The sequence below is a fragment of the [Mycobacterium] fortunisiensis genome (assembly GCF_019050325.1).
In the GTDB taxonomy this organism is placed as follows: Bacteria; Actinomycetota; Actinomycetes; order Mycobacteriales; family Mycobacteriaceae; genus Mycobacterium; species Mycobacterium fortunisiensis.
In genome coordinates this window covers 216,466-242,257 of record NZ_VOMB01000002.1, presented here as the reverse complement: position 1 = coordinate 242,257, position 25,792 = coordinate 216,466, and the positions used below count along the sequence as shown (strand labels likewise).

Below are 25,792 nucleotides of genomic sequence, written 5' to 3'. Positions count from 1 at the left end.
GCGATCGCGCCGAATTGAGGTAGCGCATTACTCGCGCCGTAGGGCCACGCCCGCGATGACGATGTGGAGTGTGGCTCGGCCACATCACCCACCACAGCGAGCGACGGCCGCGGCATCCTCAGCCGTCCTGAAATATTGGGGGACCCAATGACACAGGCACCAACCCTTGCCGACTTCGGGCATGGCGCAATGCTCCAGCGAGGCCGGGCGGCGACCGGAACCCGACCCCTGCTGATCGTCCTGGCGGAGTATTCCGATTTTCCGCCGTTCTCGGACTACCATCCGCCGAATTACTACCCGGACCTGGCATTTGGGACGCCTGCACCGCCATTCGGCGGCGCCAATCCGGCGAGCTTGCGCGAATACTTTTCGGAAAACAGCGATCGCCGGTTCAGGTTCGAGGACATCGGTGTCGTCGGTCCGCTGGCGATGGGAGAATGGGTTCCGGGCCTGGGCGACAAACCCGAAATTCGCTGGCGCACCATTCTCGATCTCGTACCCCAGGAAACCTTTGCCGGGTTGGACGTGAACAATGACGACGAGATCACCGCAGAAGAACTTTGCGTCGTCATCTTCGAGAATTACCACGTTCCGGGAAATCCGGCGCAGCCGGCCAATCGGGACAATTACGCGGTGCTCAAGATGATCGGGAACCCCCCGCAACCGACCGAGCTCACCGTGCACGTCGCCGGCGCCGGCCCGCTGACGCCCTTCTACCAGATAGCACACGAACTGTCGCATTCGCTCGGGACGATCGACCTGTACGGCTACGGCGGTAATTATCTGCTCACACTGATGAGTGGATATTCTTTCGACGCCGACGACCAGGTCCCCGTGCACCTGGATTCGTGGCACAAGCTGCACCTCGGCTGGATCGAACCAAAGATTCGCGACATGGCCGCCGCGGGATCAGAAGTCGTGGGTACCCAATCGAACGGCTCGATCATTCTCTGGGACACCGCGAGACGCGAGAACGAGTACTTCCTGTTCGAACGGCGCGGTCCGAACCTGCCGGGCAGGACATACGACTCTGGGGTGGCCGGCGACGGGGTGCTGGTGTGGCGGGTCAGTACCGACGTCGCTCATCTGGGCGACCCCTCGCTCACCTACGGCGGTTCCTCGGTGTGGACCGCCGGCGACCAGACCCCGCTGCTCCGATGGGCCGACGGCACGTCGTCGGGCACCTCCGTGCGAGTGGCCACCGGTGCCGACGGCGCGCTCCGTATCGAGTGGATGCCGTGGGGAGCCGAGGTGACGCAAACGGAGCCGGAGGCGACCGTCATCGACGAAGGCGGTCGCATCACCCGCACCCGCAGAGACAAGTGCGGGAACGTGTTGCGCTTCGGCAGCTGGAAAACAACGACCACGGTTACCTTCACGGTTGCCACCGTGGGATTCGTTGGGCCACAGATCACCTGGGCTGTCGAGGACAAGCCGATCGCGGCCGGTGCGACAAGCCTCGCCGTAGACCTCGGGCCTCGCACGTTCACGCTTGGCTGTGCGATGTCTCCAGATGGCCGCTCCCTCACCCTGACATCGCCGCCAGGCGACGTGTTCCAGATGGGCGTCAGTGTGCTGGTCAGCGACGGCGCCGGGCATTCCGCGCAGGTGAAGGCTGCCTTCTCGGTCGACAGCGGCTCCTACACGGGCATGCACCCAGACGACATTCGCCGCGCTGCCCAGTGCATCGCGGACACCATCCCCGTCCAGGTGGAGCCCGGCGATTTCATCATTCCGCTGGAGTGGCCGGGTTGGCGGATCGAACAGTGGAAACGCAATGCCCTCACTCGGCTGCAGGCCCATCCCGATCTCGGTGGGGCAGACCGCGACACCCTCACCTCCCTCATCGAGCTGCAAGTGGAATCACCGCAGTTCAAGGTGGCAGCAGCCGACAAACTGCTCGGACGTTAGACGACCGCGCCGGTAGACCCGTAATTTCGGCAGTACGAGCAGCGGGGGTCGTGTAGTCATGATCCATGGACACATCGGCGTATGTGGGTCGTGTCGGCGGGCTGGCAGTTGCGCTGGGGATCGGGGCCGCGCTGGCCTCCGGCAGTTGGGTGGCATCCGCCGACACCGGCGGTTCCTCCGGGAGTTCCGCGAGCGGATCCAACGACGGCAACGCCAAAGCTCGATCGAGCGCCGATTCGTCTTCGTCGTCCACCGAGACCGGCCCACGCCGCAAGGCGAGATCGCCGAAACCAATGGCGGACAAACCGTCGGCAGGAGCAACCCGCTCGGCCGGGGCCGGATCCACCGAAAGAAACGCCAAGAGCACGGCGAGCCGTTCCGCCGGCGCTGCGAGATCGCATGATGCGCACATCAACTCATCTCCCCGTCGCGTCCACCGAAAGCACGGCGGTGACCCGACCCGACGCTCCGCTGACAAGAAGACCAAACCCGAGCCCGCCGCGGCCACCGCTGACGATTCACCGTCCACGCCGGTACAGCGAGCGGAACCGGCGCGGTTACACGCATCCACGGCGGTGACCGCAACGACCGAGCGAACTACCCGAACTTCGTCGGGACCAACGGCGGTCGCGGAAGCCGCGCACGACGCCGAGCCGGCGACACCACCGGTCATGACGCAACAGCCGATCGAGCCGGCCAACCCAGTCATCCGCATGATCGCGGCGGCCAATGTGCTGCCCGGTCTCGGGGGCGTGTCGCCCGCCAAAGATCCGACCGCTCCGCCGGATTCCAATCCGTTGACGTGGGCAGCGTTGGGGTTGGCCAGCCGCAGGACGATCACGGCCGGGTCGACTACCGGCAACCACGGCGCGGTGGTGAACACGCTGTCGCTGGAGTCGCCGGCTGCCGTCGTCGGGACTGTCGTCTACGACCCCCTCCACGACGCGGTGCAATTGTGGATCACCAGCCCGGTCGGGCAAGCGATCGACGGGTTCATCAACACCGTGGCCGGGACCTACGTGATCGGCAACGGCTCGGCGGGCACCGCCGAGCACCGGGACGGAGGCGCCGGCGGTTGGCTGTTGGGTGACGGCGGCGCGGGCTGGAACAGCACCTCGGCTGGGACCGCCGGTGGTACGGGAGGGTCTGCCGGATTGCTCGGCAACGGCGGCGTCGGCGGTACCGGAGGTGCCGGCGCAGCTGGGGGCGCCGGGGGCGCCGGCGGACTGCTGATGGGCATCGGTGGTCTCGGCGGGGACGGCGGTTCCGGCACCGCTGGGGCGCGCGGAGGTGCCGGAGGTTTCGGTGGCGGCGGACGCGGCCTGCTCTTCGGTCTCGGTGGCGACGGCGGCAACGGTGGCGACGGCGCGGTCGGCGGCGTCGGCGGAGATGGCGGCAACGGCTCCAGGCTGTTCGGCATCGGTGGCGACGGTGGCGACGCGGGCGACAGCGCCGTCGGTGGCCCGGCGACCGGCTTGGTCGCACTCGGCGGCGCGGGCGGCATCGCGGGGATCTTCGGCACCCACGGCGACGTCGGTGGTTTCGGCACTATCGCCGGAGTCCCGCCGAGCATGGGGAACGTCGACAAGCTCACCACCACCGGCACCTGGTTCACCAACAGCGACGGGCAAGTCGTCCTCATGCACGGGGTGAACGTGGTCTACAAGGTGCCGCCGTATGACCCATCGGCGATGGGCTTCAGTGACGACGACGCACAATTCCTGGCGGACAACGGGTTCAACGTGGTGCGACTGGGAATCAATTGGGCTGCAGTGGAACCCGAACCCGGTGTCATCGACACCGACTACCTGGCCGGAATCAACCAGACCGTACAAACTCTGAGCGACCACGGCATCTACACCTTCATCGACATGCACCAGGACCTGTACAGCACCGAGCTGCACGGTGAAGGCGCACCGGCTTGGGCCACCCAGACCGGTGGTCTGCCCAACCCAGACTTGGGTGCGCTCCTGGGCCAATTCGTCGTCAACTACTACCTGAGCCCGGCGCAGAACCACGCCTGGGACGCGTTCTGGGCGAACTCCGATGCCCCCGACGGGGTCGGACTGCAGAACCACTACGCGCAGAGTTGGCAAGCTGTCGCCGGCTACTTCGGTGACAACCCCAACGTCATCGGCTACAACATCATCAACGAACCGTGGGTCGGCTCCGGTTGGCTCGCAACGATTCTCAACGGTGCCTTCTTCGGGACCCAGCAACTCACCCCGATGTACAACCAGACCATCGCCGCGATCCGGTCGGTGGACCCGAACACCCCCGTGTTCGTCTCACCGGCCAGCCCGGCCGTCGACGAGATCAGCGCGATCCTGTTCGGCCAGCCCGTCGCCCTGGGCGAGATCTCCGATCCGAATACGGTCCTCGAATATCACGGGTACGGCAACGTCGCCGGTATCAATCTGAGTTTCCTGGTCGGGCCGATCCTCGCGGGCCGCGCCGACAGCTACAGCACCGAGCACGAGATGCCCGCCATCATGGGTGAATTCGGGGCCACCAGCGATCCGGATGCCCTCGCGGACGAGACGCGAGCCGCCGACGCCAAGCAGATCAGCTGGGCCAACTGGGCCTACACCGGTGTCGGTGAAATCACCAGCAGTGCCAGCCCCACCGACCAGTCCTTGGTGTACGACCCGTCCTTGCCACCGGTCGGCGACAACGTCAATTCCAGCAACCTTAAGGTGCTGTCCAAGCCGTACCCGCAGGTGGTCTCCGGAACCCCGCAGGGTTGGACCGTCTCCGAGGACGGGACGTTCAACTTCACCTACTCGACCGCACGAGTCGATGGATCGGGTGACTTCGCCGCGGGATCGCAGACCATCATCTCGACACCCACCGTCCAGTATCCGAACGGCTATCAGGTCACCGTCACCGGTGGTCACGTGGTGTCGGCCCCGAACGACCCCAGGCTCGTCATCGCCTCAGATCCGGGCGCAACCGTTGTCACAGTGACGGTTACGGGTAACGCGGCCACGTCTGAGTCGCTGGTGTCCGTCTGATGGTTGCTCATACCGGGACGCGGCCGGCATCGCCTGCAGATAGCCGGCATCGGTCCCCAGGCTTGTCAGATCCCGAATGGTGGAGCGTAGCGGACGGTCCCGCTCGGCAGCTGCTCGGAGTCGAGGCCGAGCACCATCAATGCCTCGTCGGGAATATCGATGTTCAGTCGAACCCCGTACTGCGATGCGCGGGTGAACCCGAACCGTGGGTAGTAGGTCGGATGCCCGAGGACGACCACGAAGTGCTCGCCCGCCTGCTCCGCCGCCACGAGAGCGGCGCGGATCGCGGCAGAGCCCGCCCCGGTCCTCTGGTACTCAGGCAGGACTGCGCACGGTCCCAGGCACAACGCCGGAGTGTCGTCGATGTGGCAGCGAGTCAGCAGGGCGTAACCGGTGGGCTTGCCGTCCGGTCGCGCGCTGATGATGGACAGGCCGGCTATCCAGGCCGGATCGGCGCGCAGAGCATCGACGAGGTCGGCTTCCTCGGCGGTTTCGAACGCGGCGAGGTTGATCGTGCGGATAGCGGGGATGTCGGCGTCGGCCTCGGCGCGAGTGACCCAATTGCTTTCCGTACACAAAACAGTCGTCTCCAATCATGGTGGCCAGCTCGGTTGCGGTTTCGTCACCGTCCACAACGTCGCCAACCCCGACAAACCGCAGGCGGTAGCCGACGGGGTGAAGCCGATCTAGCGGCGGGATGACCACCGGCATGCCGAAAGCATGCCGCATCTCGCGCGTTACGTCGGCGATGGATTCCGGATACCTGGGTAACTGGTCCACGTGGCACTCGTCGTCGGCACACCTCGGTTGTGTTCCCCATCCGACCCAGACGCATTAGAACTACTAATGTATCATCACAATCATTAGCTGTACTTGATCCACTGACCGCCATACCGTCAACGCATGGCTTCACCCGTGCTCGTCGGATTCCTCACCACCATCGCGCTGATCGCCGCGATCGGCGCACAGAACGCCTTCGTATTGCGTCAGGGCATCCGTGGCGAACACGTCGTGGCGGTGATCGCGCTGTGCACGGTCTCCGACCTGATCCTGATCGCGGCCGGCATCGCCGGCGTCGGCGCCCTGATCACCGCCCACCCCGACGCGATGGCGGTGGCGAAGTTCGGCGGGGCGGCGTTCCTGATCGGCTATGGCGCGCTAGCTGCGCGCCGCCCGTTCCGCCCCTCGACGCTCGACCCGTCCGAACGCACCCCGGCCCGGTTCGCCGAGGTGCTCGTCACCTGCCTGGCCTTGACCTGGCTGAACCCGCACGTGTACCTCGACACCGTGGTACTGCTCGGCTCGCTGGCCAATGAGCACCGCGACCAGCGGTGGCTGTTCGGCGCCGGCGCGGTGGCCGCCAGCGCGGTCTGGTTCACCGGCCTGGGCCTGGGCGCCCGTCGGCTGGCCGGCCTGTTCGCCACCCCGATGACCTGGCGCATTCTCGACGGCGTGATCGCGGTGATGATGATCGCGCTCGGCGTGAGCCTCGCGATGTCCTGACCTGTGCCGGGGCGGGTCTCGAGCAGATTCTGGCGATGCGACAGAATTGCCAGGTGAATCGCATGTTCCGGCGTGGCCAGGCCGCGGCCCCGCATCCTATGGCGGACGCTCCTCCGTGGTTCACCACCGCCCTGGACCACACGCCGCAGCACTCGACGATCGACGTCGACGGTTGCCCCATCCACGTCCGCACCTGGGGCGATCCCGACAAGCCGCCGCTGGTGTTCGTCCATGGCGGCGGCGCCCACTCCGGTTGGTGGGACCACATCGCACCCTTTTTCACCCCGACCCATCTCGTCATCGCCCCCGACCTGAGCGGACACGGAGACAGCGGAAGCCGCACCGAATACGCCCTGTCGATCTGGGCCAAGGAAGTGCTCGCGGCCTCCGACGCGTCCGGCTCCTCGGCCCGGCCCACACTCGTCGGCCACAGCATGGGCGGCTGGGTGGGCGCCTCGGCCGCCACCCACTACGGCGCGCAGATCGACAGCATCTTGGTCATCGATTCACCATTGCGCGATCGCGCACCCGAGGAAGTCCGGTTGCGCAAGCGGCGGCGGGACACCGCCGGCTACCCCACCGAGGACGACATCCTGGCCCGGTTCCGCGCGGTACCGAAGCAAGACGTGACGCTACCCTACATCGGTCACCACATCGCCACCGAATCGATTCGCCAAACCGACCACGGCTGGGTATGGAAGTTCGACCCCGACATCTTCGGCGGCCTGCTCATGGACGAGACACCTGCCGACGAAGAGATCCTGGAGAACGCCTTCGCCCGAATCCCCTGCCGCATAGGGTATTTACGGTGCGAGAACGGGGTGGTCCCACCCCGGATGGCCGACCAGATCCGCTCGATCCTGCAGCTGCGCGGGCCATTCGTCGAACTTGCCGAAGCCGGTCACCACCCCATGCTGGATCAACCCTTACCGCTGGTGGCGACCATCCGGACCTTGCTGGAGTTCTGGTCGATCACCTGAGTACGAGTGATCCGATGCTGAACGTCACAGCGTTGTACGGTCGTCTTGTACTGCGAAAGGTTCGACCGTGACTATCAGCGCTAGTGAAGCTCAACAGCACCTGTTCGCCTTACTCGAACAGGTCATAACCGATCACAACTCTGTGCGTATCACTTCCGACGCAGGCGACACAGTACTCCCTCGTATTGCCATGCCTTCACGACTTCACTCCACTTCTGTGTCCGAATATACGATGGCTTCAGCGCACCAGGGTCGCACCGCCGTCCAACCGGATCTGCTGCCCGGTCATGAACCGTGACTCATCGGCCAGCAGATACAGTGCCGCATAGCCGGTTTCCCAGGCGCTGGCGCGGCCCATCTTCAGCTTCACCACCTCACGGTAGGCCTCATCGACCTCGTCGGGCTCGAAACCGAACAGCGATTGGGAATCGGTGTTGCCCAACGTCGAATCGATCGGACCCAGCATCAAGGTGTTGGCCCGAACTCCCGCATCGGCGTACTGGGTGGCGGTGAGTTCGGTGATGTAGTTCAGGCCGCACTTGCCCAGCGCGTAGGGCATGATCCCGATGTTGAGCCCGACTTCGTTCTTGATGCTCGCAATCGACGAGATGTTGATGATGCTGCCGGTGGAACCGCCCTCGTTCTTCTCCATGCATTGCGCGGCGAAGAGATTGCAGTAGTAGGCACCGAGCATGTTCACGTTGATCCCGTGGTTGAAGTCCTCCTCGGTCATCGAGTTGTTCACCCGGTCGAACGGCGGGTTGATGGCCACGCTGTAGACCATGCCGTCGACATGCCCGCTGTTCTGCATCGCGGTGTCGAAAATCCGCTGACAGTCGTCCTTCTCGGCCACATCGGCCGCCACGGCGTAGGCACTGCCGTCCTCTGCGGTGATCATGTCCACGGTTTCCTGCGCGGCAGCCAGATTGCGGTCGACGACCACCACCTCGGCGCCGTGACGTGCCGCCACGATGGCGGTGGCCCGGCCGTTGCCGATCTTGGGGCCGGGCATCTGCCCGCCGCCCACGACGACCACCACCTTGCCCGACAGGTCGAATACGGCACGATCGCGACGTGCGAAATCTGTTGACATTGTTTTCTCTTTCCTTGACTGGTCAGCGTTCGGCCGGCGCCAGCGTGACGTGCAGATCGGTCAGGCCGCGCAGGATGTAGGTCGGCACATAGTCGTAGCGGCGGGCGTCGGCGGCGCCATGGTGGGCCTCGTCGATCTGGATGGCACTGGTGCTCGCCAGCAGCCGTTGAATGACCACTTTCGCTTCGGCCCGGGCCAGCGGCGCCCCGATGCAGCTGTGGATACCGCGCCCGAAGGCGATGTGCTGGCGGGCATTGTGCCGGTCCAGGTCGAACACGTCAGGGTTGTCGAACTGCCGCGGATCACGGTTCGCCGCACCGTAATGCACCATCACCACCGCCCCGGCAGGGATCTCGACGTCTCCCACGCGCGTGGCGGCGCGGGCGAGCCGGAAATCCCCTCGGATGGGACTCTCGAATCGCAGGGCCTCTTCCACGAACTTGGGGACAAGCTCAGGTGAGCGCCGTAGCCGCTCCTGCAGCTCGGCATCCTCGGCCAGGATCTTCACGGCCGAGGACAGCAGTCGCACAGTGGTTTCCTGGCCGGCCGAGAACAGGTTGGCGGCCACCCGCACCACGTCGATGACCTCCGGAGTCGATCCGTCCGGGAAGGTGGCGTGCGCCATCTCGGTCAGGACGTCGCCGCGAGGATGCCGGCGGCGCTCGGAGATGTAGTCGCCGAACCGCGTGTAGAGGAACTCCAGCGGAGCGTGCTCGATGGCGGTTTCGTCGGTGCTGCCCAGCGATACATCACCGGTCAGCCTTTCGGTGAGTTCGGGCCGGTCGGCTTCGGGGACACCGAGCAGATCCGCAATCACCAGCAGCGCCACGGGATTGCCGACCGCACGGATGAATTCACCGCCACTCCCGGCGACATAGGGCTCCAGCACCTGATCGGCCAGGCGCCACATGAACTCCTCGTTCTCCTTCAACCGTTTCGGGGTGATCAGCCGGGACAGCAGCGAACGGTGCGCGGTGTGCTTGGGCGGATCGAACGACGGGAGCTGGTCGTTGAACGGCAGCTCGTCACGGTGCGCCTCGATCAGATCGCGGACCGTCGCTTCATCGAGACCTTCCAGCTGCACCGGGAAGCCCGGCACCGGACCGGTGACGGTGTTGCACGACGAGAACGATTCGTGGTCGGTGAGCACCGCCTGCGCTTCGCGGTAACCGGTGACCACCACCACGTCGAGGGACGGTTCGCGAAGCACGGGACTGGTGGTTCGCATGCGCTCGAGGACCGGGTAGGGATCTGCGACCATGGCCGCGTCGTGAAAGAAGTCGACGCCTTCCAGCGGCGAGGTGTCGACAGGTAACTGCTGGTGAGACGCGGTACTTGATGTCATGGAACGCTCCTCGGACGGCTGGGCACGTCGGCCAGATCGACTCCAAAACTGACCAAACGTAAAGCTCCTTCCTGACCAATCGTACAGGTATAAACTGTACGAATGGTCAGGAAGCCACATATTGTTAGGCACACTACATTTTGGGTGGAGTCGTGAGCCCGGCAGTGAACAGCCCCGCAGCCGGCGCCACCCGGCAAAAACTGATCGAGGCCGCCATCGACCTGTTCCGCCGGCACAGCGTGGCCGGCACATCCCTACAGATGATCTCCGACGAGCTCGGGCTGACGAAATCCGCCATCTACCACCATTTTCGAACCCGCGACGAGCTCGTGAGCACGATCATGGAGCCCGTCGTCGACGAGCTGGAAAAGCTCGTCGAGGCCGCCGAGGCCCAGCGCGGACCGCGGGTGCAAGCCGAATCGATGCTCGCCGGCTACGTCGCCCTGGCAGTGGCGCACCGCGACCTGTTCCCCATCCTCAGCGGCGACCCCGGCGTCGCCGACCTCCTACGCCAACGACCGCGCTGGGCGGCGATCGTCAAACGCCAAGCGGATCTGCTGGCCGGCGCCGAACCGGGCACCAGCGGCCAGATCAGAGCCGCCATCGTGATGTCCGGTATCTCGTCGGCCGTCGGAGTGGCGTTCGACGGTGTCGACGACCGCGAGCTGCGCGATGAACTGGTCACCACCGCTCGACGCACCCTCAATCTGCGCACACCACGGCGGTGAATCACGCGTCGCCACAATCGCTTCCAGTACAGCGGCACGCTGGTTCGCGACAGCGACGGTCAGCTCTGCCGGCACGCCCGCATCTCAGCCGAACAGCTCGCCGTAGCGCGCCATCAGGGCGGCGATGTCGTCATCGATGGTCAGGCCCAGCGAGCTGAACATCCGGGCCAGTATGTCGTAGCCGCCGACCGTGAAGATCAGATCGAGAAGCTGTCGGGTGTCCAACTCGGCGGCCAGTACCTGCCAGGTGGATTCGCTGATCGCGCCCGGTTCGATGAGCTCATCCACCGCCTGCAGCATCGCGGCCTCCAGTGGGCTCCAGAACGGCGCCTCGGGTCCATATGCGATGCGCCCGATTTCCTCATCGGTGAGTCCGGCGTCGCGTGCGACGAAAAGATGCTGGGCCCATTCGTAGCCGCACTTGCGCACCGCAGCCACCCTCATGATGAGCAGCTCCCGGTGCCGCTCGCTCAAGGTTGTGCCCAGCAGGAGGTGGCCGTTGAAGGTGAAGTAGGCCTGGGCCAGCTCGGGGTGATGCGCCATGGCACCCAGGACGTGCATCGCCTTGGGGCGGTCGGTGGTGGGCAGCGGCGTATGCCTAGGGTTGGCCGGACGCAGCGCCGCCAGGGCAGCACGCATCTCTTTCGGAAACTCTTTGGCGCTCAGGGGCTCTATACGTGCCATGTCAGCCGATCGTCCTTCCGTCGTGACACCGTTGGAGTGTCCCGAACGTAGCCTGCCCCTTCGCTCCGGTGTGGATGCAGGTCATCTCTCATCGAGAGGAGGGAAGCGGCCGGCCCACGGCATCGCTTCCTCGAGCCGGCCCGCCAGCTTCAACAGCAACGCTTCACCGGCAAGCGGTGCGACGAACTGCACACCGAGCGGCAGACCTTCGGCCGTCCAGTGCAGCGGCAGCGAGATCGCCGGGCGGCCAGTGATATTCGCCAGTTGCGTATAAGGCACCCAGCCAAGGTTCTTGTCCACCATGTCGTCGACGATCTTGGTGTAGCGCAACATGCTCGCGGTCCGGGTCTTGATCAGCGCGTCCGCAGCGCGCTGTAGCACAACCGGCAGATCAAACTCGCCGATCCGCGGCGGCAGGGTCGCCAGGCTGGGCGTCAACAGCAGGTCGTACGACTCGAAGAAGGTGGTCAGCCGCCGCGTGTGGTCGTGGCGCCGCTGCACCGCATCCAGGTAGTCGATACTGCTCGTGGCGCGGCCGAGCGCCGCCATGATGAGCGTGTCACGTTCAAAAGCGTCGTCGCTCGCGCCGGTCAACCGCTTGGCTTCGGCGAGCTCCCATGCGCTGTAGACAAACCAGGTCAGCAGGAAATCGCGGGCCAGTGCGGCGTCATCGAAAGGCGCTTGCGGCAGTTCCTCGACATGGTGGCCGAGTTCGGTCAGTGCGGCAGCGGTGGCCTCCACGGCGGCGAACGCCTCGGGATGGGGCGCCGGGTTGATCGCCGTCGGTACCCGCAACCCGATCCGCAGTTTTCCGGGATCGGCCCCCACACAGGATGCGAACGGCTCCTCAGGCACGGCCGGCACATACGGTCCCCAGGGTTCGCCGCCACTGAGGACATCGAGCATTCCCGCCGTGTCGCGCACCGTCCGGGAGACGACGCCCTGAACAGCCGCACCGTGCATGGATTCACCGACCAGCGGGCCCGACGGCGTCAGCCCGCGGCCCGGTTTCAGCCCGACGAGTCCACAGCTGGCCGCCGGGATGCGAATCGATCCGCCGCCGTCGTTGGCGCCGGCGCAGGGCACGATGCCCGCCGCGACGGCGGCCGCAGATCCTCCCGAGCTCCCACCGGGCGACCTTGCCAGATCCCAGGGGTTGCGGGCCGGTCCCCACGCGTCCGGTTCGGTGATCCCCTTCGCGCCGAACTCTGGGGTGTTGGTTTTCCCGAAGATGACCAGGCCCGCGTCGATCCAGCGCTGCACGACAGTGGCATGCTCGGAGGCTTTCAGCGACATCAGCGCACGTGAACCGGCCGAGGTGGGCAACCCCGCATAGTCCTGCGCCAGGTCCTTGATCAGGAACGGGACCCCGGCGAATGGGCCGGTCAGATCGTCCGATGGCGCGGCCGGAACGTCGCGCACGATGGCGTTGGTCTTCGGGTTTACCGCCGCTGCCCGCTCCCGGGCCGTGGCGAGCAACTCAGCCGCCGAAACCTGCTTGTCCGCAACCAGTTTCGCCAAGGATGTGGCGTCGTGCGACCGATACTCATCGAAGTCCATCCCATGAACGTAGACCGTGTCGACGTTGCACGGTGGGCTATCGCCGGCAGGGCCCATGGGGGGTCATTGCCGGCGGGCTCTCCGACTTGGGCAAGCTGAGTAGCAACCAACCCGAGGAGGAGCATCCGTGGACTTCACGACGATCCGGCACGAACTCGACGACGGCATCCTCACCGTCGTCCTCGATCGCCCAGAGAACCTCAACGCGTTCACCGTCGAGATGGCCGACGAGTTGGAGCGCACCTTCGTTGCGGTCAATGCCGACGACGCGGTGCGTGCCGTCATCGTGACCGGCGAGGGCCGGGCGTTCTGCGCCGGTATGGACCTGTCCAGTGACGGCAACGTGTTCGGTCTCGACGAGTCGAAGTCACCAACGCTGGCCGACATGGCCGACCTCGACGACCCTGAACTGCGCCGGGTCCGCGACACCGGGGGCCGGGTGACCCTGGCGATCTACGCCTGCCGCAAGCCCGTCATCGCCGCCATCAACGGGGCCGCGGTCGGCATCGGCGCCACGATGACACTGGCCATGGACGCCCGGCTGATGTCGACCAAGGCCCGCTTCGGGCTGGTCTTCGGAAAGCTGGGCATCACCCCCGAAGCGTGTTCCACCTGGTTCCTGCCCCGGATCGTCGGTATGCCAACGGCTTTGGACCTGGTGTACCGATCCGACATCCTCACCGCCGACGCAACCCACGAGCTCGGACTGGCCCAAGCCGTGCACGAACCCGACGCCTTGATCACCGAGGCACGGACGCTGGCCGATGCGTGGACACGCGACCGCTCACCGGTTTCGGTCGCGCTCATGCGGCAGATGCTCTACCGCAATGCCGCCGAACCCCACCCGGTCGATGCACACCGGGTGGACTCCCTGGCGATGTTCTACACGAGCATCGGAGACGGCCACGATGGCGTGCGGGCGTTCCTGGAGAAGCGGCCACCGCAGTTCTCCGGCCGGGGTTCCGAGATGCCGCCGTTCTACGAGGAGTGGGTCGCGGGCGGCGACCTGCGATTGCCGTAACCGCTAGCGGGGATGACCTACGCGGGGTCGAGCTCGAGCTTGTATCCGATGTGCGTGGCGACGAAGCCCAGACGTTCATAAAAGCGATGGGCATCGACACGTCGCTCGTCGCTGGTCAATTGGACGAGTGCACAGTCACGCCGCTGCGCTTCCGCTATCGCCCAGCGCAGCATCGCACCCCCGACCCCTGTCCCCCGATGATCCGCCCGGACCCGGACCGCCTCGATCTGCGCACGCGTCGCCCCGCGACGTGCGAGGCCCGGAAGAAAACTCAGCTGGAATGTGCCTACCACCGCTCCGTTACGATCAGCGGTCACGAGCAGTTCGCTCGGGTCGGCATCGAGAGCGTCAAACGCATCCAGATACGGAGCGATGTCCCGGTCCGGGAGATCGCCACGAGTCTGAGCAACCGGGTCTGAGGTGATCAGCGCGACGAGTTCGGCGACGTCGGCACGACGGGCGCGCCGTAAGGTGATCACCCAGTCGGGCTTCAGTGCGATGGTCGCCAACACATCCACCTCGCCAGTATGGATGACAGCCAGCCTCAGTGCCTCTCGCGCAGATCGCGGTAGCCCATGCCCAATTCGAGACCATCCACCCGTTCACCGACGGCAACGGCCGCACGGGCCGGGCGCTGGCGCAGTCGATGCTGCGCAACAAGGGCTTGACCCGGCAGGTGACGGTCCCCGTGTCCGCCGGGTTGCTGTCCGATACCGACGGCTACTTCGCCGCACTCACCGCCTACCGAGAAGGCGATCTCGCGCCCATCATCGAGCGGTTCGCCCGCGCCAGCGAGCGCGCGGTGGCCAACGGCCGGCAACTGATCACCCAGCTTCGTGAGATCCGGGCGAGCTGGAATGACCGGGTCACCGCACGGTCGGACTCGGCTGTGTGGAGAGTCGCCGACCTGTTGACCCGGCGGCCAGTCGTCAACGGTGTGCTCCTGCGCCAGGAGCTGGGGATCTCCACTGACCATCCCCGTCGTTATATCGGTCCTCTCACCGGGGCGGGCATCGTCGTCGAGTTCACCGACCGAGCGCGTAACCGTGCCTGGCACGCACCTGAAATCCTGGCTGCACTGGACGATTTCGCCGAACGAGCCGGACGACGTGCGTGATCACGCTTCAACCAGCCCTTGTCACATAACGCTACGGGCAGTAGCGTAACGCCGCGTGACCCGGAGCTTCCACGTCGGCCAGCCCTTCACCACCCCCGATGCCGAGATCGCGGCGGCGTTGGAGCAGGTCAGCATCCCGACGCTGCTGCTCTCGCTCGTGCACATCACCGGCGACCCGCGCTTCATCCGCGAGTTCAAACAGGCCGGCCTGTTCCTCAACGAGGTGCAGGGCTTCATGAGCGAAGAGGACAAGGCCCGGGCCCGTGAGGTCGCCCTGCCGATACTCGCCGACTACCGCGACCGCGGCTGCCCGGTCCCTGACCCGCTGCCCGCGGAACTGGTCAGGGAGATGCTGGACTGGGCGGCCTGTGAACCGGTCGACGAGGACAACGTGCCGCTGATGCTGGAGGAACTCGACCTCGAGGGCGTCGATCCGCGCCGGCCCGCCGCCCTGGGCGAAGATGCCAGGAACTTCCACGTGATCGTGATCGGCTGCGGGGAATCCGGCGTGCTGGCCGGGGTCCGGCTCAAGCAGGCCGGCATCGGCTTCACCATCGTGGAAAAGAACGCCGGCCCGGGCGGAACCTGGTGGGAGAACAGCTATCCCGGTGCCCGCGTCGACGTGGCCAACCACTTCTACTGTTACAGCTTCGAACCCAGCAACCACTGGGACCACTTCTTTGCCGAGCAGCCCGAACTGCGCCAGTACTTCCGTGACGTGGTGGACCGCCACGGCCTGCAGCCGAACATCCGGTGGAACACCGAGGTGGTGTCGGCCGCCTGGAACGGCGAGCGCTGGGACGTCACGGTCCGCTCGGCGCACGGCACCGAGACCCTGCAGGCCAACGCCGTCATCACCGCCGTCGGCCAACTCAACCGGCCGCAAATCCCCGACTTCCCCGGCGCGGAAACCTTTGCCGGACCGGCCTTTCACTCCGCCTCCTGGGACCACAGCGTCGACGTCACCGGCAAGCGGGTCGCCCTGATCGGGGCCGGCGCCAGCGGCTTCCAGATCGCCCCGGCCATCGCCGACAAGGTCGCCCATCTCACGGTCTTCCAGCGCACCGCGCAGTGGATGTTCCCCAACCCGATGTATCACGAACCGGTCGCCGACGGGGTGCGCTGGGCGATGGAACACCTTCCCTACTACGGCCGGTGGTACCGGTTCCTGCTGCTCTGGCCTGGCGCCGACAAGGGCCTGGACGCCGCGCGGGTGGACCCGGACTACGCCGATCAGAGCAATGCGGTCAGCGAGATCAACGCGATCGCCCGCATCATGTTCACCGACTGGATCACCACCCAGGTCGGTGATGATCCGGACCTGCTGGCCAAGGTGTTGCCCGACTATCCGGCCACCGGCAAGCGCACGCTGCAGGACAACGGCAGCTGGCTGGGCACGCTCAAGCGCGACAACGTCGAGCTGATTCGCACCCCGATCGAGCGCCTGACACCGGCTGGCGTCGTCACCACCGACGGTCAGACGTACAACGTGGATATCATCGTGTACGCCACCGGTTTTCGGGCCACCGAGGTGTTGTTTCCGATGACGATCACCGGGCGCGACGGTGTCGACCTGCACGACGTCTGGGGACAGCGGCCCTACGCCTACCGCGGCATCACGGTGCCCGGCTTCCCCAACTTCTTCATGACCTACGGGCCCGGCACCCACCTGGCCCACGGCGGCAGCCTGATCCTCAACTCCGAGCTGCAGATGCGCTACATCAACCAGTGCCTGGAGCACCTCGTCACCACACCCGCGAAGTCCATGGAACCGCTTCCGGAACCGACCCGGGAGTGGCACCAGCGCTCACAAGAACAGATCCGCCAAACGGTGTGGGCGCACCCGTCGGTCAAACACTCCTATTTCAAGAACACCGACGGTGAGATCCACACCGTCAGCCCGTGGCGGCTCAGCGAATACCGCGCCGCCATCGACGAACCCATCTGGTCCGACTTCACCGTGCAGGAGGCCTGAGTATGCGTGCAGTCGTGGTCGATGCCGCCGGCAAGATCCATGTCGGGGACCGGCCCGATCCGGTCCTGCCCGGGCCGGGCGGGGCGATCGTCAAGGTGGAGTCGACCGCCATCTGCGGTTCGGACCTGCACTTCCTCGAAGGCCACTACCCGATCATCGACCCGGTGTCGCTGGGCCACGAAGCTGTCGGCACCGTTGTCGAAACCGGCTCGGCGGTAACCGGTTTCAAGAAGGGCGACCGGGTCTTGGTGTCCTCGGTGGCCGGCTGCGGCGCCTGTAGCGGCTGCGCCACCCAAGACCCGATCCGCTGCGTGCAGGGCCCGCAGATCTTCGGTTCCGGCGTGCTCGGCGGCGCGCAGGCCGAATTGCTCGCGGTGCCGGCGGCCGACTTCCAACTGCTGGCCGTCCCGGAAAACATCAGCACCGAGCAGGCGCTGCTGTTGACGGACAACCTGGCCACCGGGTGGGCGGCGGCCAAACGCGCCGACATCCCGCTCGGTGGTTCGGTGGCGATCGTCGGACTCGGCGCGGTGGGCATGTGCGCCCTGCGCAGTGCACTGACGCTCGGTGCCGCAAGGGTTTTCGCGATCGACCCGGTGGAATCCCGGCGCATCCGCGCACAGAAGTGGGGTGCGGTGGGGATCGCGCCGCCTGCGGTGCAGACGATCCGGGAAGCCACCGGCGGCCTGGGCGTCGACGCGGTGATCGATGCGGTGGGCAGCGACTCCTCCATCACCGACTCGATCGAGGCGGTCCGCACCGGCGGCACGGTGTCGATCGTCGGCGTACACGATCTGCAGCCCTACCCGCTGCCCGCGCTGGCCTGCCTGATCCGCAGCCTGACCATCCGGCTCACCACCGCCCCGGTGCAGCAGACCTGGCCCGAGCTGATCCCGCTGTTACAGGCCGGCCGTCTGGACGTCGACGGGATCTTCACCGACACCATGCCACTGGACGACGCGGCCGCGGGCTACGCCGCCGCAATGGCGCGATCCGGGGACCACCTGAAGATCCGGCTGACCACGTAACGCCCGTCACAGTTTCCTTGCACAGGGAATAAGTTGCCCGGCCCGGCCGGTTTCCGGGGCACGTGCCCCAACCACACCCGCCAGCCGACTGTCCGAACGCGGCGTCCAAGCGCCACGCCCCGCTCACAGCCCGCTCCGGGCGGCGCTGATGCGCCAGGGCCCCCTCGCCGGCCGGTACCCCGCGGTGGCCACCATGGTCACCCTGGCCTTGATTCCCTATCTGGCGCTGTCGGCCGCGGTCGACCCGTTGGTGCCGATCATCTCCGAACAGCTGCACATCTCGGCCCAGACCATGAGCCTGGGCTTCGGCCTGGGCAACGCCGCGTATGCCGTCGGCACCGTGCTGGCCGTGCAGTTCGCCCAGCACCTGCCCCAACGCCGGATGCTGCTCGCGTACGCGGTCGTCCTCGTGGTGGGCTCGGTGCTGGCCGCGTCGGCGCTGAACGCCACCATGTTCATCGGTGGCCATGTCCTGCAGGGGTTGTCCACCAGCATGCTGCTGATCGCCGCAGCGCCGCCACTGACCATCGGCTTTCCGCGCGACAAGCTGCGCTACACCGCCGTGATCATGAACATGTGCGTGTTCGGGGCCGTCGCCCTGGGCCCGTTCATCGGCGGCGCCCAGGCCGAGGCCCTGGCGTGGCGCCCGTTGTTCTGGATCATCGCCGCGATCTCGGTGGCAGCGCTGATCATGGCGGCGCTGACCTTCGAAGACGCCCCACCGGCCGACCTCGACGCGCCGCGCGACCTCAAAGCCATCGGCCTGGCCTCCATCGGCTGCGCCGCGGCCTTCATCGGTGCGGCCCAACTGACCAGCCACGAGTTCACCGACCCGGTCGCGATCCTGCCGATGCTCGGCGGCCTGGCGCTGATCGTGGCCCTCATCGTCTACCAGTTCCGGGCCCGCCGTCCGCTGCTGACCATTCGCACGATGCTGACCAGTTCGATCCCGGTGGCCGGGGTCGGCCTCGCGCTGTTCGCCGCCGCGGCCTCGGTGGCTGCCACCGCCCTGACCGCCGAGGTCTTCATGCAGACCTACAGCCCCGTGCAGGTCGGGCTGCTGTATCTGCCCGAGCTCGCCGGTGCCGTGGTGATGGCGTTCGTGTTCGGATTCGTCATCACCCGCCGCGCCATGCACTACCTGCCGCTGGTGGGCATGGTGCTGCTGGCCGCCGGAATCCTGGTGTTCCGCATGGCCCTGCCCGCCAACCAGCCGCTGGCCCTGCTCGCCTCCGCCTTGACCGGGCTGGCGCTGGGTGCCACGGTGGCCCCGGCGTTGTTCGTCGCCGGATTCTCGCTGCAGTCCAACAGCCTGCAGCGGGTGTTCGCGATCATCGAACTGCTGCGGGCGGTGGCGGCATTCATGGTCGCGCCGATCTTCGCCCATTTCGCGGCCCGGGCGGCCGGCGGGCTGACCGCCGGCGCCGACAGTGCCCTGCTGATCGGATTCGGGCTCGCAGTCGGTGGCGCGGTGTTCGGGGTCGCCGTTTACGCGCTCAGCGGGGCCCGACCCCAGCAGCCCGACCTGGACCAGTTCCTCGACGGCGAGTCACCGGCCTGGTACTCGCCACCGCTTTTGGCCCGGCTGCGGCCCGGCCTGCCGCCGCCCGTCGAACCACAGCCGGCCCGTCCGGCCACCCCGGCCCCGCGGCACGAAAAGCCCTCTGTCCCAGGGCCGGTGCTGTTCGCCTACGACGGCACCGCCCGCGCCGCCTCGGCCATCGAACGCGCGGCAGCCGAATTGCCGGCCGGCCGCGAGGTCCTAGTGGTGTGCGTCTGGCAGCCCGTCGACGTCGGTTTCACCCCCGTTGCGGCCACCCACTTCGATGCCGATCAGGCCACCGAGGTACGTCGGGTCGCCGAGCAGACTGCTGCCCACGGGGCGACGTTGGCCACCCGGGCCGGGTTCGATGCTCGCAGCGTGGCCGTCGAATCCGCGCCGATCTGGAAAGGCATCGTCGAGACCGCCCGCGACCACCATGCGAGCCTCATCGTGATCGGGCCGCACCGGCGCAGCGGACTCCTGGGTCACCTGGAAGGCAGCGTGGCCGGTGCCGTCGTCGCGCATTCGACGACGCCGGTCCTCGTCGTGCCCGAGTGACGCTTCGAATGGCCACTTGTCGCACGCGTTTGGCCGTATCGCGTGTCATAAGTGGCCGTTCGACAGCTTGGGACCACCGGGTAGCGGTTACCCTGGCCACGTGCCGACAACCTGGTCACGGCGAGGGTTTTTCACGGTCACCGCTGCGATGACCCTGATCGCCGCATGCAGCACGCAAAAGCCCGGCGAAGTCGCCAAAGACGGTTCCACGCTCGTGCGCCACCAATTCGGTGACACCACGATCCCCGGGCCACCGCAACGGGTGGTGAGCGCCGGTTTCACCGAACAGGACGCGCTGCTGGCCCTCGGTGTGGTCCCGATCGCGACCACCGAGTGGTTCGGCGGTCAGCCGTTCGCTGTGTGGCCGTGGGCGCAACCGAAACTCGGGGATGCCAAACCCACGGTGCTGAACCTGACCGACGGCATCCAGGTGGACAAGATCGCGGCGCTCAAGCCCGACCTGATCGTGGCCACCAACGCCGGGCTCGACGCCGACACCTACACCAAGCTGTCCGAGATCGCCCCGACCGTCGCGCAATCGGGGCCGGAGGCCTTTTTCGAACCCTGGCGCGACCAGGCCACCCAGATCGGCCAGGCGGTGTTCCAGAACGACGCGATGACGGCCCTGATCGCCGGCATCGACGAGAAGTTCAAGGCGGTGGCCACCAGCAACCCGCAGTTCGCCGGGAAGAAGGCCCTCCTGCTGGGTGGCACCCTGTTCCGCGACAGCGTGCAGACCCACGCCGACTGGCGCACCGAGTTCCTCACCGAGATGGGCTTCGCGGTGCCCCCGACACCCGAATTGATCCCACGCGACGACATCGCCTCGGTTCTCGACGCCGCCGATGTGCTGATCTGGACCACCGAGAGCGACCAGGAACGCGACGCCCTGTTGGCCGACCCGACGATCGCCGAGCTACGGGCCACCACGCGCAAACGGCACGTCTTCACCTCCAAGGACCTGGCCGGCGCCATCGCCTTCGCCTCACCGCTGTCGTATCCGGTGGTTGCCGACCAGCTACCGGCGCTGCTGAACCAGGCGCTGACCTGACACACTGACCCGGTGACAAACGACCCGGTGACAGGCACCAAGGAACACGAGCATCGCGGCACCGCGGCCGTCGGTTCGGCCTACTATCCGGTGTTCGTCGCGGTGTTCACCGCCCTGGTGATCATCTCCAACGTCACCGCCACCAAGGGCGTCGCCTTCGGCCCGATCATCGGCAACTGGTCGATCATCACCGACGGTGGGTTCATCGTCTTCCCGCTGACCTACGTGATCGGCGACGTGCTCTCCGAGGTGTACGGCTTCAAGGCCGCGCGGCGCGCCATCCTCCTCGGCTTCTCGATGAACGCCCTTGCCGCCCTGGCCTTCTGGATCACCGTCTATCTGCCGGCCGCCGATTTCTACGCCAACCAGGAACACTTCGAGAACATCGTCGGCGCCTACACCCAGTTGATCGTGGCGGGCCTGGCCGGCTTCCTGGTCGGACAGACCATCAACGCGTGGGCGGTGGTCGCGATCAAGCAGCGGACCAAGGAGAGGCATCTGTGGGCTCGCCTGATCGGATCCACGTTCGCCGGCCAGCTCGGTGACACTCTGGTGTTCTGCGCCATCGCGGCCGGCGCGATCGGCATCGACAGCGTCGGCGACTTCGTCACCTACACCGCGTTGGGGTGGCTCTACAAGACCGCGATCGAGGTGATCATGCTGCCGATCACTTACCGCGTGATCGCCGCCGTCAAGCACCGCGAGCCCACATATCAGGCCGCCGTGTGAGGCTTCGATAAGGCAGCTCTGGCAAGGTTCACAGAGCTGGCGCTTTCTTAGCTACCGACGGGTAGCTTCAGGTCATGAGTGTGACATCAGAGGTGATGGACGCGAGGGGCCCCAGCCTGAACCCCGGCACCACTCGCGAATACGGCGACCAGGCTCTGCTGCTCGAGTTCGACAGCACTGCCGATGTTCTGGCATGGACCGCCGCCCTGACGGCGGCCCAACTGCTCGGTGTGGTCGACATCGTGCCGGCCTCCCGCACGATCCTGATCAAACTGGCCGATCCGCGCTACCAGGCGCCCACCCGGCAACGGCTGGGCACACTGCGTCTGCAGCCGGGCGCGGCGCCGGTCCGGCCGCTCGGCGGTGGTGTGGACGTGACGATCGACGTCGTCTACGACGGCGCCGACCTGCACGACGTGGCGGCACACACCGGGCTCACCCCGGCGCAGGTGATCGCCGCCCACACCGGCACCCCGTGGCAGGTCGGATTCATGGGCTTCGCCCCCGGCTTCGCCTACCTCGTCGGCGGTGACGAGCGGCTACGGGTACCGCGCCGGGCCGAGCCGCGCACCAGCGTCCCCGCCGGGGCGGTGGCCCTGGCCGGCGAATTCAGCGGCATCTACCCACGCCAGTCGCCCGGCGGCTGGCAGGTGATCGGACGCACCGACGCGGTGCTGTTCGACGTCCATCGCGACCAACCCGCACTGCTCACCCCGGGCACCTGGGTGCAGTTCCGGGCCATCGGCTAGACGGCTCATCGGCGAGGAGGACACCATGACAACAACATTCGAAGTGCTGCGCACCGGACCGCTGGCCCTGCTCGAAGATCTCGGCCGCCCGGGCATGGCGCACCTGGGTGTCACCCGCTCGGGTGCCGCCGACCGTCGGGCCCACACGCTGGCCAACCGGCTGGTCGCCAATCCGGGTGAGCACGCCACCGTCGAGGTGATGTTCGGTGGTTTCTCGGCCCGGGTGACCGGCGGGGAGGCGACGATCGCCGTCACCGGCGCCGACACCGACCCCGCGGTCAACGGGATTCCCTTCGGCACCAACAGTATTCACCACGTGCGGGCCGGCGACGTGATCTCACTGGGCGCTCCGCACTCCGGGCTGCGCAGTTATCTGGCGGTGCGCGGCGGCATCGAGGTCGAGCCGGTGCTGGGCTCGCGCAGCTACGACGTGATGTCGGCGATCGGCCCCGCTCCCCTGCAACCCGGCGACATCCTGCCGGTCGGCGAGCACACGGCCGATCTGCCCGAGACCGACCAGGCCCCGGTCGCCGCGATCACCGGTGACGTGCTCGAGCTGAACGTGGTGCCCGGCCCCCGCGACGACTGGTTCGTCGACCCCGACGTGCTGATCCGCACCAACTGGCTGGTGACCAACCACAGCGACCGCGTCGGGATGCGCCTGGTCGGTATGCCGCTGGACTACCGCTGGCCCGGCCGCCAACTGCCCAGCGAAGGGGCGACCCGCGGGGCAATCCAGATACCGCCCAACGGTTTTCCGGTGATCCTCGGGCCCGACCACCCGGTGACCGGCGGCTACCCGGTGATCGGCGTGGTGACCGACGAGGACATCGACAAACTGGGCCAGGTCCGGCCCGGACAGACCGTGCGCCTGCACTGGTCGCACCCTCGTCGGCCGTTCGAGGATTAGTCACCTGGGCCGTTCGCGTCGTCATTTTCTACGTCGTGGTTGCGATCCCGGCGATCAGCGACCCAGGTGTGAAAACAGCGCCCGGAGAGTTCGGCCTTCACGCTGGACGGTCCGCAACGTAGAGACACCGGCGCGCAGCGCTGGTAGAACATGGGTGTGCCCATCCAGGATGTCAGCGCGCCGCCCGTCCGAGGCGGGATCCTGCACACCGCGCGTCTGGTCCACACCGCTGATCTCGACCACGACACCCGCGAGGGCGCCCGGCGCATGGTCATCGATGCCTTCGAGGGCAGTTTTACCGAAGCCGACTGGGAGCACTCCCTCGGTGGCATGCACGCACTGATCTGCCACCACGGCGCCCTGATCGCACACGGCGCCGTCGTCCAGCGGCGCCTGCTCTACCGCGACACCGCACTGCGCTGCGGCTACGTGGAAGCCGTGGCGGTGCGCGAAGATTGGCGCGGCCAGGGGCTGGCCACCGCGGTGCTGGACGCCGTCGAGCAGGTGCTGCGCGGCGCCTACCAACTCGGCGCGCTCAGCTCCTCGGAGATCGCGCGGGACATGTACCTGTCCCGCGGTTGGCTGCCCTGGACCGGCCCGACCTCGGTGCTGCGGCCGGCCGGGGTGACCCGTACGCCTTCGGACGACCGGTCACTGTTCGTGCTGCCGATCGATCTGCCCGACGGGATGCAGCTGGACACCTCGGCAGAGATCGCCTGCGACTGGCGCGACGGGGACGTCTGGTAGCCACCGGGCAACACCGCCTCACACCGTCGCCACGCAGCAGGTGAGCGGAAGTTCACGGCCGGGTCACCGCAGGGAGCGTCCGCGCAATAAACGCTTCCTACTTTTGCGCCATGCCCACTCTGCTGAAGTCGAAGCGCATCACCAATTGGGATCCCGAGGACACGGTGGCCTGGGAGGCCGGAAGCAAGTACATCGCGCGCCGCAACCTGATCTGGTCGGTGTTCGCCGAACACGTCGGCTTCTCCGTCTGGTCCATCTGGTCGGTCATGATCCTGTTCATGCCGGAGGCCGTGTACGGCTTCACCGCCGGTGACAAATTCCTCCTGGGCGCCACCGCGACCCTCGTGGGTGGCTGTCTGCGCATTCCCTACACCCTGGCCACCGCCACATTCGGCGGCCGCAACTGGACGGTGTTCTCGGCCTTCGTACTGCTGATCCCGACGGTGGGAACCATGGTGCTGCTGGCCAATCCGGGCCTACCGCTGTGGCCCTATCTGCTGTGCGCGGCGCTGGCCGGCTTCGGCGGCGGCAACTTCGCCTCCTCGATGACCAACATCAACGCCTTCTACCCCCAGCGCCTCAAGGGCTGGGCCCTGGGACTGAACGCCGGTGGCGGCAACATCGGCGTGCCGATGATCCAGCTGATCGGCCTGCTGGTGATCGCCACCGCCGGCAACCGCGCCCCGTACTGGGTGTGTGCGGTCTATCTGGTGGCGCTGGCGGTGGCCGGCATCGGCGCGGCCCTGTACATGGACAACCTCGAACTGCACAAGGTCGACTTCGGTGCGATGAAATCGATTCTGGCCGTGCGTGATACCTGGGTGATCTCGCTGCTCTACATCGGCACCTTCGGATCCTTCATCGGCTTCTCCTTCGCCTTCGGCCAGGTGCTGCAGATCAACTTCGCCGCCGGCGGGCAAAGCGCCGCCCAGGCCTCGCTGCACGCCGCCCAGATCGCCTTCATCGGACCGCTGCTCGGCTCGGTGGCGCGGGTGTACGGCGGCAAGCTGGCCGACCGGATCGGCGGCGGCCGGGTCACTCTGGCAGTGTTCGGCGGAATGATCCTGGCGGCCGGACTGCTGGTCGGGATCAGCGTGTTCGACGATCACTCCGCGGGTGCGGCCAACACCCTGATGATGGTCGGCTACGTCGTCGGCTTCGTGGCCCTGTTCCTGCTCAGCGGCCTGGGCAACGGCTCGGTGTACAAGATGATCCCGTCGATCTTCGAGGCCCGCAGCCACTCCCTGCAGATCACCGAGGAAGAGCGCCAGCAGTGGTCGCTGTCGATGTCCGGCGCACTGATCGGCTTCGCCGGGGCCATCGGCGCCCTGGGCGGCGTGGGCATCAACCTGGCCCTGCGCCAGTCCTACCTGTCCAGCGGCTCGGCCACGGCAGCCTTCGTGATCTTCCTGGCCTTCTACCTGCTGGCCTCGGCACTCACCTGGATGCGCTACGTCCGCAGGCCCATTGCGACGCAGGTCACTGTGGTCCCCGAAGACCGACACGCCTCAGCAATGGTTGGTTAACAGCTTGGAAACACCGTCTG

The 25,792-nt window shown here is 66.8% G+C and carries 23 protein-coding genes; 17 read left to right on the top strand and 6 right to left on the bottom strand.

Annotated elements, in window-relative coordinates; all coding sequences use genetic code 11:
* Positions 1-63: 63 nt before the first annotated feature.
* The 3 genes from FR943_RS01555 to FR943_RS26585 all read left to right on the top strand — a co-directional run bounded on the left by FR943_RS01555 (position 64) and on the right by FR943_RS26585 (position 4,925).
* Positions 64-1,911: a metallopeptidase domain-containing protein gene (locus FR943_RS01555; RefSeq protein WP_217154523.1), complete on the top strand. Its 1,848-nt coding sequence runs from the start codon at positions 64-66 to the stop codon at positions 1,909-1,911.
* A gap of 145 nt (positions 1,912-2,056) precedes the next feature.
* Complete coding sequence (locus FR943_RS01550) at positions 2,057-2,314, top strand: hypothetical protein (RefSeq protein ID WP_217154522.1); 258 nt, start codon at positions 2,057-2,059, stop codon at positions 2,312-2,314.
* A gap of 268 nt (positions 2,315-2,582) precedes the next feature.
* Positions 2,583-4,925 carry a cellulase family glycosylhydrolase gene (locus tag FR943_RS26585; RefSeq protein WP_217154521.1) on the top strand — a complete coding sequence of 781 codons (2,343 nt, stop codon included), beginning with the start codon at positions 2,583-2,585 and terminating at the stop codon, positions 4,923-4,925.
* Positions 4,926-4,990: 65 nt separating this feature from the next.
* Here the strand turns inward: FR943_RS26585 and FR943_RS01540 are convergent, their stop codons facing one another.
* A complete protein-coding gene (locus tag FR943_RS01540) occupies positions 4,991-5,518 on the bottom strand; it encodes a GNAT family N-acetyltransferase (RefSeq protein ID WP_246584754.1) in 528 nt (175 codons plus the stop codon).
* Positions 5,519-5,828: 310 nt separating this feature from the next.
* On the opposite strand from FR943_RS01540, the gene lysE reads away from it, so the two are divergent.
* A complete protein-coding gene (gene lysE / locus FR943_RS01535; RefSeq protein WP_217154520.1) occupies positions 5,829-6,428 on the top strand; it encodes an L-lysine exporter in 600 nt (199 codons plus the stop codon).
* A 62-nt stretch (positions 6,429-6,490) separates the two neighbouring features.
* The gene (locus tag FR943_RS01530) at positions 6,491-7,408 is read left to right on the top strand and encodes an alpha/beta fold hydrolase (RefSeq protein ID WP_246584772.1); all 918 of its coding nucleotides are present in this window, start codon (positions 6,491-6,493) and stop codon (positions 7,406-7,408) included.
* A gap of 238 nt (positions 7,409-7,646) precedes the next feature.
* Here the strand turns inward: FR943_RS01530 and FR943_RS01520 are convergent, their stop codons facing one another.
* Both FR943_RS01520 and FR943_RS01515 read right to left on the bottom strand, forming a co-directional pair.
* Entirely contained in the window at positions 7,647-8,501 is an 855-nt protein-coding gene (locus FR943_RS01520; RefSeq protein WP_217154518.1) for an SDR family NAD(P)-dependent oxidoreductase, read from the bottom strand.
* A gap of 22 nt (positions 8,502-8,523) precedes the next feature.
* Positions 8,524-9,846, bottom strand: coding sequence for a cytochrome P450 (locus FR943_RS01515; RefSeq protein WP_217154517.1), 1,323 nt, complete (start codon positions 9,844-9,846; stop codon positions 8,524-8,526).
* A gap of 152 nt (positions 9,847-9,998) precedes the next feature.
* Between FR943_RS01515 and FR943_RS01510 the strand changes: the two genes are divergently transcribed.
* On the top strand, positions 9,999-10,574 hold the full coding sequence (locus FR943_RS01510; RefSeq protein ID WP_308170407.1) for a TetR/AcrR family transcriptional regulator: 576 nt from the start codon (positions 9,999-10,001) through the stop codon (positions 10,572-10,574).
* 84 nt (positions 10,575-10,658) lie between these two features.
* On the opposite strand, the gene FR943_RS01505 is transcribed toward FR943_RS01510, so the two are convergent.
* Both FR943_RS01505 and FR943_RS01500 read right to left on the bottom strand, forming a co-directional pair.
* Positions 10,659-11,258: a carboxymuconolactone decarboxylase family protein gene (locus tag FR943_RS01505; RefSeq protein WP_217154516.1), complete on the bottom strand. Its 600-nt coding sequence runs from the start codon at positions 11,256-11,258 to the stop codon at positions 10,659-10,661.
* 81 nt (positions 11,259-11,339) lie between these two features.
* Positions 11,340-12,818 (bottom strand): amidase, encoded by a 1,479-nt coding sequence (locus tag FR943_RS01500; protein ID WP_217154743.1) that lies wholly within the window; start codon positions 12,816-12,818, stop codon positions 11,340-11,342.
* 127 nt (positions 12,819-12,945) lie between these two features.
* Here FR943_RS01500 and FR943_RS01495 point away from each other — a divergent pair, with 127 nt between their 5' ends.
* Positions 12,946-13,839, top strand: coding sequence for a crotonase/enoyl-CoA hydratase family protein (locus tag FR943_RS01495; protein ID WP_217154515.1), 894 nt, complete (start codon positions 12,946-12,948; stop codon positions 13,837-13,839).
* Between the two features lie 17 nt (positions 13,840-13,856).
* Here the strand turns inward: FR943_RS01495 and FR943_RS01490 are convergent, their stop codons facing one another.
* Complete coding sequence (locus tag FR943_RS01490; protein WP_217154514.1) at positions 13,857-14,357, bottom strand: GNAT family N-acetyltransferase; 501 nt, start codon at positions 14,355-14,357, stop codon at positions 13,857-13,859.
* A 29-nt stretch (positions 14,358-14,386) separates the two neighbouring features.
* Here FR943_RS01490 and FR943_RS01485 point away from each other — a divergent pair, with 29 nt between their 5' ends.
* From FR943_RS01485 to FR943_RS01440, 10 genes are all read left to right on the top strand, one after another.
* On the top strand, positions 14,387-14,956 hold the full coding sequence (locus FR943_RS01485; RefSeq protein ID WP_217154513.1) for a Fic family protein: 570 nt from the start codon (positions 14,387-14,389) through the stop codon (positions 14,954-14,956).
* 55 nt (positions 14,957-15,011) lie between these two features.
* Complete coding sequence (locus FR943_RS01480) at positions 15,012-16,931, top strand: flavin-containing monooxygenase (protein ID WP_217154512.1); 1,920 nt, start codon at positions 15,012-15,014, stop codon at positions 16,929-16,931.
* A gap of 2 nt (positions 16,932-16,933) precedes the next feature.
* Positions 16,934-17,959 carry an alcohol dehydrogenase catalytic domain-containing protein gene (locus FR943_RS01475; RefSeq protein WP_217154511.1) on the top strand — a complete coding sequence of 342 codons (1,026 nt, stop codon included), beginning with the start codon at positions 16,934-16,936 and terminating at the stop codon, positions 17,957-17,959.
* A 148-nt stretch (positions 17,960-18,107) separates the two neighbouring features.
* Positions 18,108-20,060, top strand: a complete 1,953-nt coding sequence (locus FR943_RS01470; protein ID WP_217154510.1) for a universal stress protein — start codon at positions 18,108-18,110, stop codon at positions 20,058-20,060.
* 100 nt (positions 20,061-20,160) lie between these two features.
* A complete protein-coding gene (locus tag FR943_RS01465) occupies positions 20,161-21,111 on the top strand; it encodes an ABC transporter substrate-binding protein (RefSeq protein ID WP_217154509.1) in 951 nt (316 codons plus the stop codon).
* Between the two features lie 27 nt (positions 21,112-21,138).
* Entirely contained in the window at positions 21,139-21,840 is a 702-nt protein-coding gene (locus FR943_RS01460) for a queuosine precursor transporter (protein ID WP_217154742.1), read from the top strand.
* Between the two features lie 74 nt (positions 21,841-21,914).
* Complete coding sequence (locus FR943_RS01455) at positions 21,915-22,589, top strand: 5-oxoprolinase subunit B family protein (protein WP_217154508.1); 675 nt, start codon at positions 21,915-21,917, stop codon at positions 22,587-22,589.
* 25 nt (positions 22,590-22,614) lie between these two features.
* Positions 22,615-23,499: a 5-oxoprolinase/urea amidolyase family protein gene (locus FR943_RS01450; protein WP_217154507.1), complete on the top strand. Its 885-nt coding sequence runs from the start codon at positions 22,615-22,617 to the stop codon at positions 23,497-23,499.
* 156 nt (positions 23,500-23,655) lie between these two features.
* Positions 23,656-24,246, top strand: a complete 591-nt coding sequence (locus FR943_RS01445) for a GNAT family N-acetyltransferase (RefSeq protein WP_217154506.1) — start codon at positions 23,656-23,658, stop codon at positions 24,244-24,246.
* A 110-nt stretch (positions 24,247-24,356) separates the two neighbouring features.
* Positions 24,357-25,772: a nitrate/nitrite transporter gene (locus FR943_RS01440; RefSeq protein WP_372448056.1), complete on the top strand. Its 1,416-nt coding sequence runs from the start codon at positions 24,357-24,359 to the stop codon at positions 25,770-25,772.
* The last annotated feature ends 20 nt before the right edge of the window (positions 25,773-25,792 follow it).